Origin of the sequence: Streptomyces tsukubensis, from assembly GCF_003932715.1 — a bacterium.
GTDB lineage: Bacteria > Actinomycetota > Actinomycetes > Streptomycetales > Streptomycetaceae > Streptomyces > Streptomyces tsukubensis.
The window spans coordinates 5,013,387-5,028,086 of the sequence record NZ_CP020700.1; the positions used below are offsets into that span (position 1 = coordinate 5,013,387).

At 72.4% G+C, this 14,700-nt stretch carries 13 protein-coding genes and 1 pseudogene; 8 read left to right on the forward strand and 6 right to left on the reverse strand.

Features of this window, described 5'->3' with window-relative positions; translation table 11 throughout:
* Positions 1-14: 14 nt before the first annotated feature.
* A complete protein-coding gene (locus tag B7R87_RS20705; protein WP_006347117.1) occupies positions 15-1,283 on the forward strand; it encodes a serine hydroxymethyltransferase in 1,269 nt (422 codons plus the stop codon).
* Between the two features lie 143 nt (positions 1,284-1,426).
* On the opposite strand, the gene B7R87_RS20710 is transcribed toward B7R87_RS20705, so the two are convergent.
* From B7R87_RS20710 to B7R87_RS20720, 3 genes are all read right to left on the reverse strand, one after another.
* A complete protein-coding gene (locus B7R87_RS20710) occupies positions 1,427-2,218 on the reverse strand; it encodes a hypothetical protein (RefSeq protein ID WP_006347116.1) in 792 nt (263 codons plus the stop codon).
* A 166-nt stretch (positions 2,219-2,384) separates the two neighbouring features.
* Positions 2,385-3,449: a hypothetical protein gene (locus B7R87_RS20715; RefSeq protein WP_006347115.1), complete on the reverse strand. Its 1,065-nt coding sequence runs from the start codon at positions 3,447-3,449 to the stop codon at positions 2,385-2,387.
* A gap of 5 nt (positions 3,450-3,454) precedes the next feature.
* Complete coding sequence (locus tag B7R87_RS20720) at positions 3,455-4,174, reverse strand: RNA polymerase sigma factor (RefSeq protein ID WP_006347114.1); 720 nt, start codon at positions 4,172-4,174, stop codon at positions 3,455-3,457.
* Here B7R87_RS20720 and trpS point away from each other — a divergent pair.
* Both trpS and B7R87_RS20730 read left to right on the forward strand, forming a co-directional pair.
* The gene (trpS, locus tag B7R87_RS20725; RefSeq protein ID WP_006347113.1) at positions 4,173-5,186 is read left to right on the forward strand and encodes a tryptophan--tRNA ligase; all 1,014 of its coding nucleotides are present in this window, start codon (positions 4,173-4,175) and stop codon (positions 5,184-5,186) included. The genes B7R87_RS20720 and trpS overlap by 2 nt on opposite strands.
* Before the next feature lie 348 nt (positions 5,187-5,534).
* Positions 5,535-6,131 (forward strand): 2'-5' RNA ligase family protein, encoded by a 597-nt coding sequence (locus B7R87_RS20730; protein ID WP_006347112.1) that lies wholly within the window; start codon positions 5,535-5,537, stop codon positions 6,129-6,131.
* A 57-nt stretch (positions 6,132-6,188) separates the two neighbouring features.
* Here B7R87_RS20730 and B7R87_RS20735 read toward each other — a convergent pair whose 3' ends face one another.
* Both B7R87_RS20735 and B7R87_RS20740 read right to left on the reverse strand, forming a co-directional pair.
* Positions 6,189-6,944, reverse strand: coding sequence for a decaprenylphospho-beta-D-erythro-pentofuranosid-2-ulose 2-reductase (locus B7R87_RS20735; RefSeq protein ID WP_006347111.1), 756 nt, complete (start codon positions 6,942-6,944; stop codon positions 6,189-6,191).
* Between the two features lie 57 nt (positions 6,945-7,001).
* Entirely contained in the window at positions 7,002-8,387 is a 1,386-nt protein-coding gene (locus tag B7R87_RS20740; RefSeq protein WP_130584885.1) for an FAD-binding oxidoreductase, read from the reverse strand.
* Between the two features lie 389 nt (positions 8,388-8,776).
* Here B7R87_RS20740 and B7R87_RS20745 point away from each other — a divergent pair, with 389 nt between their 5' ends.
* The 3 genes from B7R87_RS20745 to B7R87_RS20755 are packed head-to-tail and all read left to right on the forward strand — an operon-like array spanning position 8,777 to position 11,210.
* On the forward strand, positions 8,777-9,301 hold the full coding sequence (locus B7R87_RS20745) for a phosphatase PAP2 family protein (protein WP_233169073.1): 525 nt from the start codon (positions 8,777-8,779) through the stop codon (positions 9,299-9,301).
* On the forward strand, positions 9,298-10,281 hold the full coding sequence (locus B7R87_RS20750) for a decaprenyl-phosphate phosphoribosyltransferase (protein ID WP_391115976.1): 984 nt from the start codon (positions 9,298-9,300) through the stop codon (positions 10,279-10,281). The genes B7R87_RS20745 and B7R87_RS20750 overlap by 4 nt, the downstream gene beginning before the upstream one ends.
* A gap of 17 nt (positions 10,282-10,298) precedes the next feature.
* Positions 10,299-11,210: a YihY/virulence factor BrkB family protein gene (locus tag B7R87_RS20755; RefSeq protein WP_040914723.1), complete on the forward strand. Its 912-nt coding sequence runs from the start codon at positions 10,299-10,301 to the stop codon at positions 11,208-11,210.
* 60 nt (positions 11,211-11,270) lie between these two features.
* Here the strand turns inward: B7R87_RS20755 and B7R87_RS20760 are convergent, their stop codons facing one another.
* Positions 11,271-12,620 carry a D-alanyl-D-alanine carboxypeptidase family protein gene (locus B7R87_RS20760; RefSeq protein ID WP_006347105.1) on the reverse strand — a complete coding sequence of 450 codons (1,350 nt, stop codon included), beginning with the start codon at positions 12,618-12,620 and terminating at the stop codon, positions 11,271-11,273.
* 154 nt (positions 12,621-12,774) lie between these two features.
* Between B7R87_RS20760 and B7R87_RS20765 the strand changes: the two are divergent.
* Together B7R87_RS20765 and B7R87_RS20770 are read left to right on the forward strand one after the other, a co-directional pair.
* Positions 12,775-13,005: pseudogene (locus B7R87_RS20765) on the forward strand (SCO4848 family membrane protein); the annotation flags it as partial.
* Positions 13,006-13,301: 296 nt separating this feature from the next.
* A complete protein-coding gene (locus B7R87_RS20770) occupies positions 13,302-14,696 on the forward strand; it encodes a metallophosphoesterase (RefSeq protein WP_006347103.1) in 1,395 nt (464 codons plus the stop codon).
* Positions 14,697-14,700 lie beyond the last annotated feature (4 nt).

Sequence of the window (14,700 nt, forward strand, 5' to 3'; positions counted from 1 at the left end):
GCCCGGAGGACACCATGACTCTTCCCCTGCCCCATCCCGCCCTTGCCGCGGCCGATCCGGAACTCGCCGGACTCGTCGCCGACGAGGAACTGCTCCAGGCCGCCACCCTGCGGATGATCCCCAGCGAGAACTATGTCTCCGGCGCGGTCCTGGAAGCCTGCGGCACCGTTCTGCAGAACAAGTACAGCGAGGGCTATCCGGGCCGCCGCTACTACGAGGGCCAGCAGATCATCGACCGGGTCGAGCGGCTGGCCGTGGACCGCGCCAAGGCCGTCTTCGGCGTCGAGCACGCGAATGTCCAGCCCTACTCCGGCTCCCCGGCCAATCTCGCCGTCTATCTCGCCTTCGCCGAGCCCGGCGACACCGTGATGGGCATGGCCCTGCCGATGGGCGGCCATCTCACCCACGGCTGGGGTGTTTCCGCCACCGGCACCTGGTTCCGCGGGGTCCAGTACGGAGTGCGCCGGGACACCGGGCTCGTCGACTACGACGAGGTCCGCGAGCTGGCCCTCAAGGAACGGCCGAAGATCATCTTCTGTGGTGGTACGGCTCTGCCGCGGACGATCGACTTCGCGGCCTTCGCGGAGATCGCCCGGGAGTCCGGGGCGCTGCTGGTGGCCGATGTCGCCCATATCGCCGGGCTGATCGCCGGTGGGGCGCACCCTTCGCCCGTGCCCCATGCGGATGTGATCTCCACGACGACCCACAAGACCCTCCGTGGTCCGCGCGGGGCGATGCTGATGTCCCGCGAGGAGCACGCCAAGGCCCTGGACCGCGCGGTCTTCCCCGGACTCCAGGGCGGCCCCCACAACCAGACCACCGCGGCGATCGCGGTCGCCCTCCACGAGGCGGCCCAGCCCTCCTTCCGCGACTACGCCCATGCCGTGGTGGCCAATGCCCGGGCCCTTGCCGATGCCCTGCTCACCCGGGGCTTCGATCTGGTCTCCGGCGGTACCGACAACCATCTGATCCTGATGGACCTGACCGGTCGGTCCGTGCCCGGCAAGGTCGCGGCCAAGGCTCTCGACCGGGCGGGGATCGTCGTCAACTACAACACCGTCCCCTATGACCCGAGGAAGCCTTTCGACCCCTCCGGGATCCGTATCGGTACTCCTTCTCTGACCTCCCGGGGTCTGGGGACCGAGCACATGGCGACGGTCGCCGAGTGGATCGACCGGGGGGTGACCGCGGCCGGGTCGGGGGACGAGGCCGCGCTCGCCGCCGTCCGCGCGGAGGTCGCCGAGCTGATGTCCGCCCATCCCGCGCCGGGTCTGACCGTCTGACCCCGGCTGCCCCGTTCCGCCGAGGGGCGGTGGGGCGCGGCGGCCGTCCGGTCCCCCGGACCGGGCGGCGGCCCGCGCTCCTTCGCGGACAGGGCCGATGGCAGGGCCCACGGCCGGGTCTACGGCTGGCCCTATGACCAGGGCTACTCCCCGGACTTCCCGCGACCCGGCAGTTTCCTCGGCACCACCGGCAGCGGCGACACCGGGGAGGGGCGCAGCAGCAGGGTCAGTGCTGCACCGACCGCCAGGCCCGGTATGGACCACCACCAGTTCTCCCCGATGCCCGGCGACGCCGAGGAGGACAGGGTGAGGGAGCCGGAGGGGGAGAGCGTTGTCGACGACGGGGACGGCTGGGTTGTCGGGGTCGGCTGGGTCCTTGAGGAGCCCGGCACCGCGCCCGCGCCCTTCGCCGGGCCCGTCGTCTCGGCCGGGCCGCTGCCGAGGCTCAGTCCCAGGGCGCGCAGCAGCCGACGCAGCCCGGGCCCGTCGTCGGGCCGGTGCCAGATGCCTTCGGCGGCCAGCCAGTCGCCGGTGTCCTTCGGCGTACCGGATGCGGATGCGGTACCGGCCCGGTCGACCTGGCTGTGGATCCACACATCCTTCGGGGCGGAGCCGAAGAAGACCCGGTCCGCCCGCCAGGCCCGCACATCGTGCAGGAACCAGGTCACCTGGACCGAGGGCAGTGACGGCTCCTCCGGATTCAGCCGGGGCGGCTGCTTCGTGGTCCCCCGGGGTGGGGAGTCCGCCCGCATCAGCCGGTGCAGATCCTCGTACTCCGTGCTGTCCATCCGCAGTGCCGTGGCCCGGCCCTGCGGATACTCGATGATCATGACGCTGGTCGGGCCGCCCGCGACCGCCGCCGGGGCGAACACCAGCCCCAGCGCCAGCACGGTCAGCAGCGCGGCGATGCGCCGCGCCCGTCGCAGTGCTCCCATCAGTCCCCCAAACGATGCGCCGGAGCGGCCGCTCCGCACCGGCTGTCGACTCTGATACACCGCCCGTCACCGATGCGTTCCCCTCTCCGGGAAGGAATTCCGGGCACTTCCCGGAGCGCGCCCACGGGCACCTGCGCTCATGGGGGAACCCGGAGGCCTCAGGTCACTAGGGCAGGGACTCCGCGATTCCGAGGGCCCGCTCCAGCGCGTCCGCTCCTTCCAGCCGGAGCGTGGTCCGTTCGTCCGGGGACATCCAGATCAGTGTCGGGCCCGCTGTCCGCCGCTGTTCCTCCCAGCGGTCGCTCTCCCGGTCGAGCAGGACGAGCCGGAGCAGATGCGGCCGGGCGAACCAGAGCCCGGTGCCGGATTCCCCGCCTCCGCCACCCACCTGCACCCACTGCGGCAGCTCGGCGCTCGTCTTGGCGAAGCCGGGGTCGAGCCGGGCCGGGAACTGGTCGAGCCGGGTGACTCGGCCGTCCGGTCCGCTCCAGCAGAGCGTCAGCACCGACCGGCCACCCGCGCCCGCGGTCACCGAGAACGCGTCCGGGGCCCCCAGCTCTTCCGGCACCAGTGCTTCGAACCCGGCCTGCCGCTCCGCCTCCGTCCGCGGCAGGGGCTGTCCGCATCCGGGCACTTCCGGTCTCCGTCCGCCGTCCGGCGAGCGGCTTCCCGGGTCGTACCGCACGTCGATCCCGCCGAAGTCGAAGCGGTCCACCCACTCCACGACCGAGGCCCGCACCGGGGGAGTGAGCGCCAGCGCCACCAGGGTCCCGGAGAGCGTGACCGCCAGGGCCCGCCGGTGCTGCCGCAGCCATCCGCGCAGCGGCCGGGCCCGCCCCGGCGGCTCGTGCTCGTACTCGTACTCCGGCTCGGCATCGGTATCGGCATCGGGCTCCGGATCGCGCAGTGTGCCGGGCAGGGCATCGGGCGCGAGGCCGGGAGACTGCCCGGCCAGGATGCTTGCCACCACCCGCTCCGCCATCGTCTCCCCGTCGACATCGGGGATCCGGATCGACCGGCCCAGGGCCCGCAGCTCGGCCTCCAGCAGAAGCTCCAGCCCGCTCCGCTCCGCACCGGACCCGCCCCCGGACGCCGTCCCGTCTCCGGAAAGGTCCCCGGAAAGGTCCCCGGTCCCGTCCCCGGAACGGCTTCCCGGCACACCACCCGCCGCGCCGTCCTCCCTGCCGTCATCCCCGCCGTCCGCCATCTGCCCCGGCTCGTCGTCCGGCATCCCGCTCACCTCCCCTCGCCCCGATCCGCTGCGCCTATCAGCCGGCCCAGCTTCGCCAGCGCCCGGCTCAGCCGGGATTTCACCGTGCCCCGCGGCCAGCCCAGCGCCTCCGCCGTCTCCGCCTCGTCCATTTCCAGCAGATAGCGGTACGTCACCACCTGCCGCTGCTCCTCGCTCAGCTCGCCGAGCGCCGCCGTCAGCTCCGCCCGCCGCTCCTCCGACTCCGCACTCACCGCCGGATCCGCCGATTCCGGTATCACCGGCCGGGGTCCCAGCAGCTGCGCCTCGCGCCCGGCCAGCGCCTGTCGCCGACCGGCCGAGCGCAGGGTGTTCCTCGTCTCATTGACCACGATCCGCAGCAGCCACGGACGGAATTCGGCGCCCGGCCGGAAGCCGTCCAGCGACTGGTAGGCCTTGAGGAACGCGCTCTGCACCACATCCTCCGCATCCGCCCCGGCGCCGAACGCCACCGCCGCACGCAGAGCGGCCTGCGTATGGGCGCGGACCAGCACCGCATACGCCTCCGGCTCTCCGGCGCGCACCCGGGCGATCACCGCGGTCGCGTCCAGGGCAGCCTCGTCCCCGCCCGCGCTCACGGGTCCCCGGCCTCCGGACGCGGACCGGTCGTCGGTTCCGACGGCGGTCCGTCCCCCCTCCCGTACGGTCACATCTTTCATACACCGGAGGCCGGAGATCGGTTCCGCACCTGAGAGAATGAGCGACATGGCATCCGTCCGACCTCGCGCCCTGTCCGGGATCCAGCCCACCGCAGGCTCGTTCCACCTCGGGAACTACCTCGGGGCGATCCGCCAGTACGTGGCGCTGCAAGAGACCCACGACGCCTTCTACATGGTCGTCGACCTGCACGCGATCACGGTCCCGCAGGATCCGGCCGAGCTGCGGGCGAACACCCGGCTCGCCGTGGCCCAGCTGCTGGCCTCCGGCCTGGACCCCGACCGCTGCACCCTCTTCGTGCAGAGCCACGTCCCGGAGCACGCCCAGCTGGGCTGGGTGATGAACTGCCTGACCGGCTTCGGCGAGGCGTCCCGGATGACCCAGTTCAAGGACAAGTCGGCCAAGCAGGGGGCCGACCGGGCCACGGTCGGCCTGTTCACGTACCCGATCCTCCAGGTCGCGGACATCCTCCTCTACCAGGCCGAGGCCGTTCCGGTCGGCGAGGACCAGCGGCAGCACATCGAGCTGACCCGCGATCTCGCCGAGCGTTTCAACGCCCGCTTCGGGGAAACGTTCACGGTCCCCGCGCCGCACATCGTCAAGGAGGTCGCCAAGATCTACGACCTCCAGGACCCGACCAGCAAGATGAGCAAATCGGCCTCCACCCCCAAGGGCCTGGTCAATCTGCTCGACGAGCCGAAGACCACCGCGAAGAAGATCCGGAGCGCGGTCACCGACACCGGGACGGTCATCAGCTTCGACCCCGTGGAGAAGGCGGGCATCAGCAATCTGCTGACCATCTACGCCACGCTCACCGGCCGGTCGATCCCGGAGCTGGTGAAGGAGTACGAGGGCCGGATGTACGGGGCCCTGAAGACGGACCTCGCCGAGATCGTCGTGGACTTCGTCACGCCGTTCCGGGAGCGTACGCAGGCATATCTGGACGATCCGGAAACGCTGGACTCGATTCTCGCCAAGGGCGCGGAGAAGGCCCGGGCGGTTGCTGCGGAGTCGCTGGCGACGGCGTACGACCGGATCGGCTTCCTGCCCGCAAAGCACTAACGGGCGCTGGCGGGCGCTGACGGGCACTGCCGGGCCGGCAGGCGCCGACGAGTCCTGACGGGCGCTGACCGGCCCCGACGGCCGCCGTCACCCGGGGCCGGGTCCGTCGGGACCCGGCCCGGCCGGAGCGCGGACGGGCCGGTACGGGCGGCCGGAGGCGGCTGCGCGGGCGGGTGCGCCGAGCAGGTGGTGGCCGTCTTCGGGGGCCGTTCGGCCCAATCGGTGGTGTGTTCTGCGTCTCTGGCCACATCCGCCGCACACCGGCCACACTGGCGGCGGAAACCACCGTGCCCACAGCGGTACGAAGCAGACATGCAGTCACGATGCGACGATGGACGGGAGAAAGACGTGGGGACCGTAACGCTCGGCGTTTCGATCGCGGTCCCGGAGCCGTACGGCAGCCTGCTCCAGGAGCGGCGTGCGGGCTTCGGAGACCCCGTCGCGCACTGCATTCCCACCCATGTCACCCTCGTCCCGCCGACCGTGGTCGACCGGTCCGCGCTCCCCGCGGTGGAGGCGCATCTGCGTGAGGCTGCGGCGGCGGGCCTGCCGTTCGTGATGCGCCTCTCGGGGACGGGTACGTTCCGCCCGGTGACCCCGGTCGTCTTCGTCCGGGTCGTCGAGGGCGCCGCGGCCTGCACCCGGCTCCAGGAGCGGATCAGGACCGGTTCGGGCCCGCTGGCCCGTGAGCTCCAGTTCCCGTACCACCCGCATGTCACGGTCGCCCATGCCATCGACGATCCGGCGATGGACCGGGCGCACGAGGAGCTGGCCGCCTTCGAGGCGTCGTGGACCTGCGGTTCGTTCTCGTTGTACGAGCAGGGCGGCGACGGGGTCTGGCGTCAGCTGCACGAGTACGCGTTCGGCAGCGGTATCGGATCGGTGCCGGCGCAGGGCTCGCCGGTGGACGAACCACAGCAGGTCGAGCCCGCGTCCAGCTCCTGAGCGGAGGGGGAGGGGGCTCGCGCCCCGAAAGCGCCCCGGAGGCGAACCGAGCCGCTGTCAAACAGGCAGCCGGCGGAACAGCGGGCGGGGTACGTGCCGGAGTGCCGACATCACCACGCGGAGCGTCCCCGGCACCCACACCAGCTCCGATCTGCGCCGCAGCCCCTGTTCCACGGCGAGTGCGACGGCTTCGGGCGTGGTGGACAGGGGTGCGTCCGGCAGTCCCGCCGTCATTCGGCTGCGGACGAACCCGGGGCGGACGACCATCACATGCACTCCCGTGCCGTGCAGTGCGTCCCCCAGCCCCTGCGCGAACGCGTCCAGCCCGGCTTTGCTGGAGCCGTAGATGAAGTTGGTGCGGCGGGCGCGCTCCCCGGCGACGGACGAGAGCACCACCAGCGATCCGTGCCCCTGGTTCTGGAGCGCGGTGGCGCAGACCAGTCCGGCGGAGACGGCTCCGGTGTAGTTGGTCTGGGCGACGCGTACGGCCGCGGCGGGGTCGCCCTCGTCGTTGGCCTGGTCGCCCAGCACTCCGAAGGCGAGCAGGACCATGTCGATGTCGCCGTCCGCGAACACCTTGCCGAGGATCTCCTCGTGCGCCGCCGGGTCCAGGGCGTCGAAGGGGACCGTGGTGACGTCGGCGCCGAGTGCGCGCAGCGAGTCCGCCGCCGTTTCGAGGTCGGGGGAGGGCCGGCCGGCCAGCCGGACGGTCCGGGTGCGGCGGGCGATCAGCCGCCGGGCGACGGCGAGACCGATCTCCGACGTACCGCCGAGGATCAGCAGGGACTGAGGGGCGCCGAAGGCGTCTTTCACGGGCGTGCTCCTTGAAGTGCGGTGCGGTGCGGTGCGGTCTCGTCGGAAAGAAACTCCCTAGAGGGAGAGGCGGCGGGACAGGTCCGAGGTGAAGACCCGGTCCGCTCCGGTACGGGCGCGCAGCGCGCGGAACTCGTCGAGCCGCGGGTACATGGCCGCGAGCGCCTCGGGCCGCACCCGTGAGTCCTTGGCGAGGTACACCCGGCCGCCCGCGCCCACCACCTCCTCGTCGAGTTCGTCGAGGAACGCTCCGAGCCCCGGCAGTCCGGCCGGGATGTCCAGCGCCAGCGTCCAGCCGGGCACCGGGAACGACAGCCAGCCCGGGTCGGATGCGCCGAACCGCTTGAGCACGGCGAGGAACGACGGGCAGCCGCGGCGGGCGATCCGCCGGACGATCCGGCGCAGTGTCTCCTCCTGTCCGTGTCCGACGACGAACTGGTACTGGACGAAGCCGTTCCGGCCGTAGACCCGGTTCCAGTGCGGCACCCCGTCCAGGGGGTGGAAGAACGCCGTGAGCCGCTGGAGCCGGCCGCTGCCCGCGCGGGGCGAGGTGCGGTACCAGAACTCGTTGAACAGCCCGACGGTCGCCCGGTTCAGCAGTCCGGGCGGTACGGCTGCCGGAGCCGGGGGCAGGGTCCCGGGGCGGAAGGCGAGCGGGGCGCGGCGGGCGCGGGCGGGCAGCGCCGCGAGCGGGGCGTGGTCGCCGCGGGTGATCACCGAGCGGCCGGTGGACCGGCCGCGGGCGAGCAGGTCGATCCACGCGACCGAGTAGCGGTGCCGTTCGGCGTCGGCGGCGAGCCGGGCGAGCACATCGTCGAGGTCGGTGGCGCGTTCGGTGTCGACCAGCATGTACGAGGTCTCCACCCGGTGCAGCCGGATCACCGCGGCGAGCACCACCCCGGTCAGTCCCATGCCGCCTGCGGTGGCGTCGAACAGGTCGGTGCCCGGGGTGACGGTCCGTACGCTGCCGTCGGGCAGGAGCAGGTCGAAGGCGCTGACGTGGCGGGTGAAGGCGCCGCTGACGTGGTGGTTCTTCCCGTGGACTGAGGCGCCGATCGCGCCGCCGACGGTGATGTAGCGGGTGCCCGGCGATACCGGCACGAACCAGCCCAGCGGCAGCAGCACTTCCATCAGCCGGTGCAGGCTGACCCCCGCGTCGCAGACGACGGTGCCGGCCGTCACGTCGATGGAGTGGATGCGGTCGAGGCCCGTCATATCGAGGACGCAGCCGCCCGCGTTCTGTGCCGCGTCCCCGTACGCCCGGCCGAGCCCGCGGGCGATTCCGCCGCGCGCCCCCCATTCGCGGACGGCGGCGGCCGCCTGCTCATGGGTGCGGGGGCGCCAGAGATAGGCCGTGGAGGGGGCGGTACGGCCCCAGCCGGTGACGGACACGAACGGGTCGTCGGCGTCGGTGGTGGGGGTGGTGCGGGTGTCGGCAGCCATACTCGTGACCGTATCGCCGCTTATGCCCGCATTTTTGGAGTGCCTCAGGGACTCGCCGGAACGGGTGATTAAACGAGTGTCAGCTCAGATTGACGTGAAAGTCGGCCCGCGGCCCAGAAGAGTCCCCCGTGCCTGCTGCGGCTCACGGGACCAGGAAGACAGGACCACGGGACGAGCGACGGGAAGGGGCGGCGGAGATGCGGTACGGGGACTCCCACGCGGACGGTACGGGCGGCGAGGCGCTTGGGGACCGTACGGACGGTGAGGCGCTCGCGGGCCGTACAGGCGGCGAGGCGCTGAGGGGCCGTACGGACGGTGAGGCGCTCGCGGACCGTACAGGCGGCGGAACGGCCGCGTACGGTACCGGAGACGCGTCCGCGGACCGGCGGCTGCTGGCCGCGCTGCGCGACTGCGGCGACCGTCCGGCCGTCGCCGCCGCGGCCCGCTCCCTCTCCTACGCGGGTGAGCACGCCGCGCTCTGGCTGGCCGCCGGTCTGACCGGCGCCGCGGCCGACCCGGCCCGCCGCTCCGCCTGGCTCCGGGCCACCGCCGCCGTCGCCGGGGCGCATCTGGCGAGCATGGCCGTGAAGCGGGTGGTACGGCGGCCCCGGCCGCCCGATGGCGGCGGTCGCGCGGCCCTCGTCCGTACCGCGGGACGGCACTCCTTCCCTAGCTCGCACGCCGCTTCGGCAGCGGCGGCAGCGGTCGCCTTCGGGGCGCTGCTGCCCCGTGGCGGCGGCCGCCGGCTGCTCCCGGCCGCCGTGGCGGCGGCGATGTGCGTGTCCCGGGTCGTCGTCGGTGTGCACTATCCGACCGACGTCCTCGCGGGAGCCCTGCTCGGCGGTCTCACGGCCCGCGTGCCCACCGTCACCCGCCCGCGCACCCCCACCAGCCGGAACGGGAGGCCCGTGTGACGACCGAACAGCAGGCCGTACCGGTGGCGCGGCCGGAGCCGCCGCGCGGCGGACCCGGGCCGTCCGCCGCCCGCGCGCCGGGCGCACGCACCGGGACCGCCGTCGGGCTCCTGCGGACCGCGCGCCCCCGCCAGTGGGTCAAGAACGTGCTGGTGGCCGCCGCGCCCGCAGCGGCCGGACAGCTCGCGTCACCCCGTACCGCCGGACAGCTCGTCATCGTCTTCACCCTCTTCACGGCCGCCGCCGCGGCCGTCTACCTGGTCAACGACGCCCGCGACGCCGAGGCCGACCGGGCGCACCCCGTCAAACGCCTCCGGCCGGTCGCCGCCGGAGACGTCCCGGTGCCCCTCGCCTATGCCGCCGGGGGGCTGCTCGGCGCCCTCGCCGTCGCCGGGGCGGCCGCGCTCTGCAATCCGATGACGAGCGCCCTGCTGGTCGCCTACCTGGCCATGCAGCTCGCCTACTGCATCTGGCTGAAGCATGTCCTCGTCGTCGATATGACCGTGGTGACCACCGGTTTCCTGATGCGGGCGATGATCGGCGGGGTCGCGCTCGGCATTCCGCTCTCCCGCTGGTTCCTGATCACCACCGGCTTCGGCGCGCTGTTCATGGTCGCGGCCAAGCGCTATTCGGAGGCCGTGCAGATGGAAGGGGCGGAGGGCGGCCGGGGGGCGTCGCGGGCGCTCCTGGGCGAGTACACCACCGGCTATCTGCGGTTCGTCTGGCAGCTTGCGGCCGGGGTCGCCGTGCTCGGCTACTGCCTGTGGGCGCTGGAGAGCGGCGGGGTCGCGCATTCGGCGCTGCTGCCGTGGCGCCAGCTGTCGGTGATCGCGTTCATCCTGGCGGTGCTGCGGTACGCCGTCTTCGCCGACCGGGGTGCCGCGGGGGCGCCCGAGGACGTCGTGCTGCGGGACCGTGCGCTGGCCGTCATCGGGCTGGTCTGGGCCGCGATGTACGGACTTGCGGTCGCCGACCTGTGACGGGGTAGGCGTAGCCCATGGATTGGTTGATCAGGCTTCCCGTCATCGGCCCGCTGGTCGTCCGGCTGATGCGGACGCATACGTGGCACACCTACGAGACCCTGGAGCGGGTGCACTGGACGCGGCTGGCCGCGGCCATCACCTTCCTCAGCTTCCTCGCGATGTTTCCGCTGATCAGCCTGGCGGTGGCGATCGGTGCCGCACTGCTCAGCCAGGACCGGCTGACCCGTCTCGAAGAGCGGATCGGCGATCAGGTGCCGGGCATCTCGGACCAGCTCGACGTCGGGGCCCTGGCCGCCAACGCGGGCACGGTCGGCCTGGTCTCCGGCGCCCTGCTGCTGTTCACCGGCATCGGCTGGGTGACCGCGATACGGGACTGTCTGCGGGCCGTGTGGGCGCTCGACGACGAGGACGAGGGCAATCCGTTCGTACGGAGGGCGAAGGACGCCGTCGTCCTCCTCGGGCTCGGCGCCACGGCCCTCGCGTCGTTCGCCGCCTCCGCGCTGGGAGCCTCGGCGGTCGGCTGGTCGGCGGACCGGCTGGGAGTCGACGGGGGCGGCCCCGGGAGCGTACTCCTGCGGATCGCGGCCATCGCGGTCGCGGTCGCCGCCGACTTCCTCATCCTGCTCTATCTGCTGACGCTGCTGCCGGGGGTGCAGCCGCCGCGCCGCAGGCTGGTGGTGGCCGGACTGATCGGGGCGGTCGGCTTCGAGGCGCTGAAGCTGCTGATCGGCGGGTACATCAGGGAGGTCGCGGGGCGGAGTCTGTACGGCGCGTTCGGGGTGCCCGTCGCGCTGCTGCTCTGGATCAACCTGACGGCGAAGCTGCTGCTGTTCTGCGCGGCCTGGACCGCGACGCGGGAGCCGGACGAACCGGATGAGGCGGGCAAGCGCACTGAGCCGGATAAGCCGGATAAAGCGGACGGCTGATTCTCCGTCTCCCCGGGGAGCCCGGACTCCGGGCTCCCCGCGCACCCGCCCGTCACCCCCTCAGGCCCGGCGTCGCGGCCAGCGGCGGTTCACCACCAACGCCCCGAAGGCCAGCACGACGAGCACACCGCCCGCGATCGCCAGGGCCGTACCCACACCCCCCGACGACTGCTCCTTCTCCTTCGCCTTGGCCGCCGCGGCGGTCCGGGCCCGTTCGGTCTGGTCGGAGTGCTTGTCGGGACCGGCTCCCACCGGCGGCTTGGCCGACCGGGGCGCGACCAGTTCACCGACCGGAGTGACCTTGCCCGCCGCCGCGAAACCCCAGTCCAGCAGGCGCGAGGTCTCCTTGTAGACGGCGTGCCGCTCACCGGAATCCGGGTTCATCACGGTGACGAGGAGCACCTTGCCGTTGCGCTCCGCGACTCCGGTGAAGGTCGCGCCCGCCTGCGACGTATTGCCGTTCTTGACCCCCGCGACACCCGGGTACGGGGCGACTCCGTCACCCGTGAGCAGCCGGTTCGTATTGGCGATCTCGAAGGTCTCGCGCTTTCCGCCGACCGTCCTCCCCGGGAACTCCGCCTCGGAGGTCGCCGCGTACTCCCGGAAGTCCTTCTTCTGCAGACCGCTGCGGGCGATCAGGGTGAGGTCGTACGCGGACGACACCTGGCCCGCCGCGTCATAGCCGTCCGGCGAGACCACCTGGGTGTCCAGCGCCTGGAGCTCCTCCGCGTGCGCCTGCATCTCCTGGACGGTCTTGTCGATGCCGCCGTTCATCGCGGAGAGCACGTGCACGGCGTCGTTGCCGGAGACGAGGAACACCCCGAGCCACAGATCGTGGACGGAGTACGTCAGCTCCTCCTTGATGCCGACCGCGCTGCTGCCGGAGCCCACGCCCTCCAGGTCCTGCCAGGTGACCTTGTGGGTGTCGGTCTTCGGCAGCTTGGGCAGCAGGGTGTCCGCGAAGAGCATCTTCATGGTCGAGGCGGGCGGCAGCCGCCAGTGGGAGTTGTGGGACGCGAGGACGTCACCGCTCTCCGCGTCCGCCACGATCCACGAACGGGCGCTCAGCCCGGACGGCAGGACGGGGGCGCCCGCGCCCAGCTTGACCTGGGTGCCCGGCGTGCCGAGAAGGGTGCCGCCGACCGTGGACATCGCGGCCGGGGGAAGGGGCTGCTTCCTGACCGGCTTGCCCTGCTGTCCCTTTCTGCCCTTCTGATCCGTCCGGTTCAGTCGGTTCGTCTGGTTTTTCTGGTTCGACCGGTCCGCGCCGACGGAATGTTCCCCGACGGACCGTTCCCCGACCGCGGCGCCGGCGGCGGAGTGCGCGGTCGCGGACGCCGGAGCGGCGATGAGCGCGGGCAACAGCGTCGCGGCGGCGGCCGTCAGGGCCGTCTTCTTCAGAACAGACACGGACGAGAAATTACCTGTCAGACGGGAAAATATGCTTGTCGGGCCGGTGAGTCGCCGGTACGGCCCCGGATCCGGCGCACCTGCGCGTGCCACCCGCCCGGGCGCGCCGCGACCCCGGAGGTCCACCCCGGCGGCCGCTCCGGATACTGGTCGTATGAAGCTCAGCCGCCGCGCCTCCTGGTTCCTGCTCGCCTTCGGCGCGTGGAGCTGGTTCATCTGGGTCTCTTTCGTCCGCAATCTGTGGAAGGACGGCAGCGGGCTCGCCTTTGACGACGCCGGTGATCCCACCGGCTACTTCTGGGTCCATCTGGTGCTTGCCATCACGTCGTTTCTTCTGGGGACGGCCGTGGGGATCATCGGGTTCCGCGGGGTCCGAGCGGTACGGCGGGATCCGGACAGCACCGGAACCGCCGACCGGACCGAGCCCCGGGTTCCCGCCGCGGCGCCGTCCGCGCCCGGCTCCGGCGACGGCCGCTGACGGCGACCGACGGCTCCGTACGGGTTTCCGCACGACCTCCGGTGATGATCATCTTCGGTGATGACCGCCGCCGGGCACCAGAGGCGCCCGCGGCGCGTTGAGATGCCCGGAGGGGCGACCGGAGCCGACCGGTCCCCCGGGGGTACGTGGCACGTGATGCACGTGATGCACGTGAAGCACGTAAAGAACAAGGGGAGCAGTCTGTGATCGTGGTCGTCCTGCTCGCGGTGGTCGCTGTGATCGCCGTGCTTGCGGCAGCGCACTGGTACGTCTGGCGGAGACTGGTCCGCGATCTGACCACCGTCCGGAAGGCCCGGATCGCCGGGGCGGTGGTGCTGACCGCCCTGCCGCTGATCTCCGTCGCCGCCCAGTTCTCGGCCCGCTCCGGTGTCCCCTTCACCGTGCAGCAGGTCCTCGCCTGGCCCGGCTTCCTCTGGCTGGCGGTGCTGCTGTATCTGGTGCTCTTCCTGGTGGCGGGGGAGGTCGTACGGTTCGTCTGGCTGCGGATCGCCGCGCGCCGCGACGCCGGGACCGCGACGGCGGCCACAACCACAACCACAGCCACAACCACGACAACAACCACAACCACAACCGCCGAACCGGTGACCGCCCCGGTCCCGGCCGCCGCCCCCGAGCAGCCTGCCCCCGGGCCCGCCACCACCGCCGCAGCGGTGGAAGCGCCGGCTGCCGGGACCCTGACCGCCGAAGCGCCGCCCGCCGGATCCGCGGCGCCCAATACCGCGGACCGGTCCGCCGCGCGCCCGGGCGGTGTGTCGCGGCGCATGTTCGTCTCCCGGGTCGTCGGCGGGGGAGCGGCCGCCGCTGCCCTGGGGACCGTCGGCGTCGGTACGTACAGCGTCCTCAACGGTCCGACCCTGAAGCGGGTCACCGTGCCGCTGGCCAAGCTGCCCCGCTCGGCCCACGGCTACCGGATCGCCGTGGTCAGCGATATCCACCTCGGTCCGATCCTGGGCCGGGCCCACACCCAGCGGATCGTCGACACCATCAACTCCGCGAACCCGGATCTGATCGCCGTCGTCGGCGATATGGTCGACGGCAGCGTCGCCGACCTCGGCCCCGCCGCCGAACCGCTGACCCAACTCCGCGCCCGGCACGGTTCCTTCTTCGTCACCGGCAACCACGAGTACTTCTCCGGCGCCGAGCAGTGGGTGGACCACGTCCGGGAGCTGGGACTGCGGCCGCTGGAGAACGAGCGGGTGGAGATCGCGGCAGGCTTCGACCTGGCCGGGGTCGACGATCCGGAGGGCGAGCGCGAGGGCAAGGGGCCCGACTTCGGCCGGGCGCTCGGCGACCGCGATCGCGGCCGTACCGCCGTACTCCTCGCCCACCAGCCCGTCGTCATCCACGACGCGGTGAAGCACGGCGTCGACCTCCAGCTCTCCGGCCACAGCCACGGCGGCCAGCTCTGGCCCGGCGAATACCTGGCCGCGCTGGCGAACCCGACCGTCGAAGGGCTGGAGCGGTACGGGGACACACAGCTGTACGTGACGCGGGGCGCGGGCGCCTGGGGACCGCCGGTCCGGGTGGGCGCCGATTCCGATATCACCGTGGTCCAGCTCGCCTCCCGCCAGGCCTGACGGG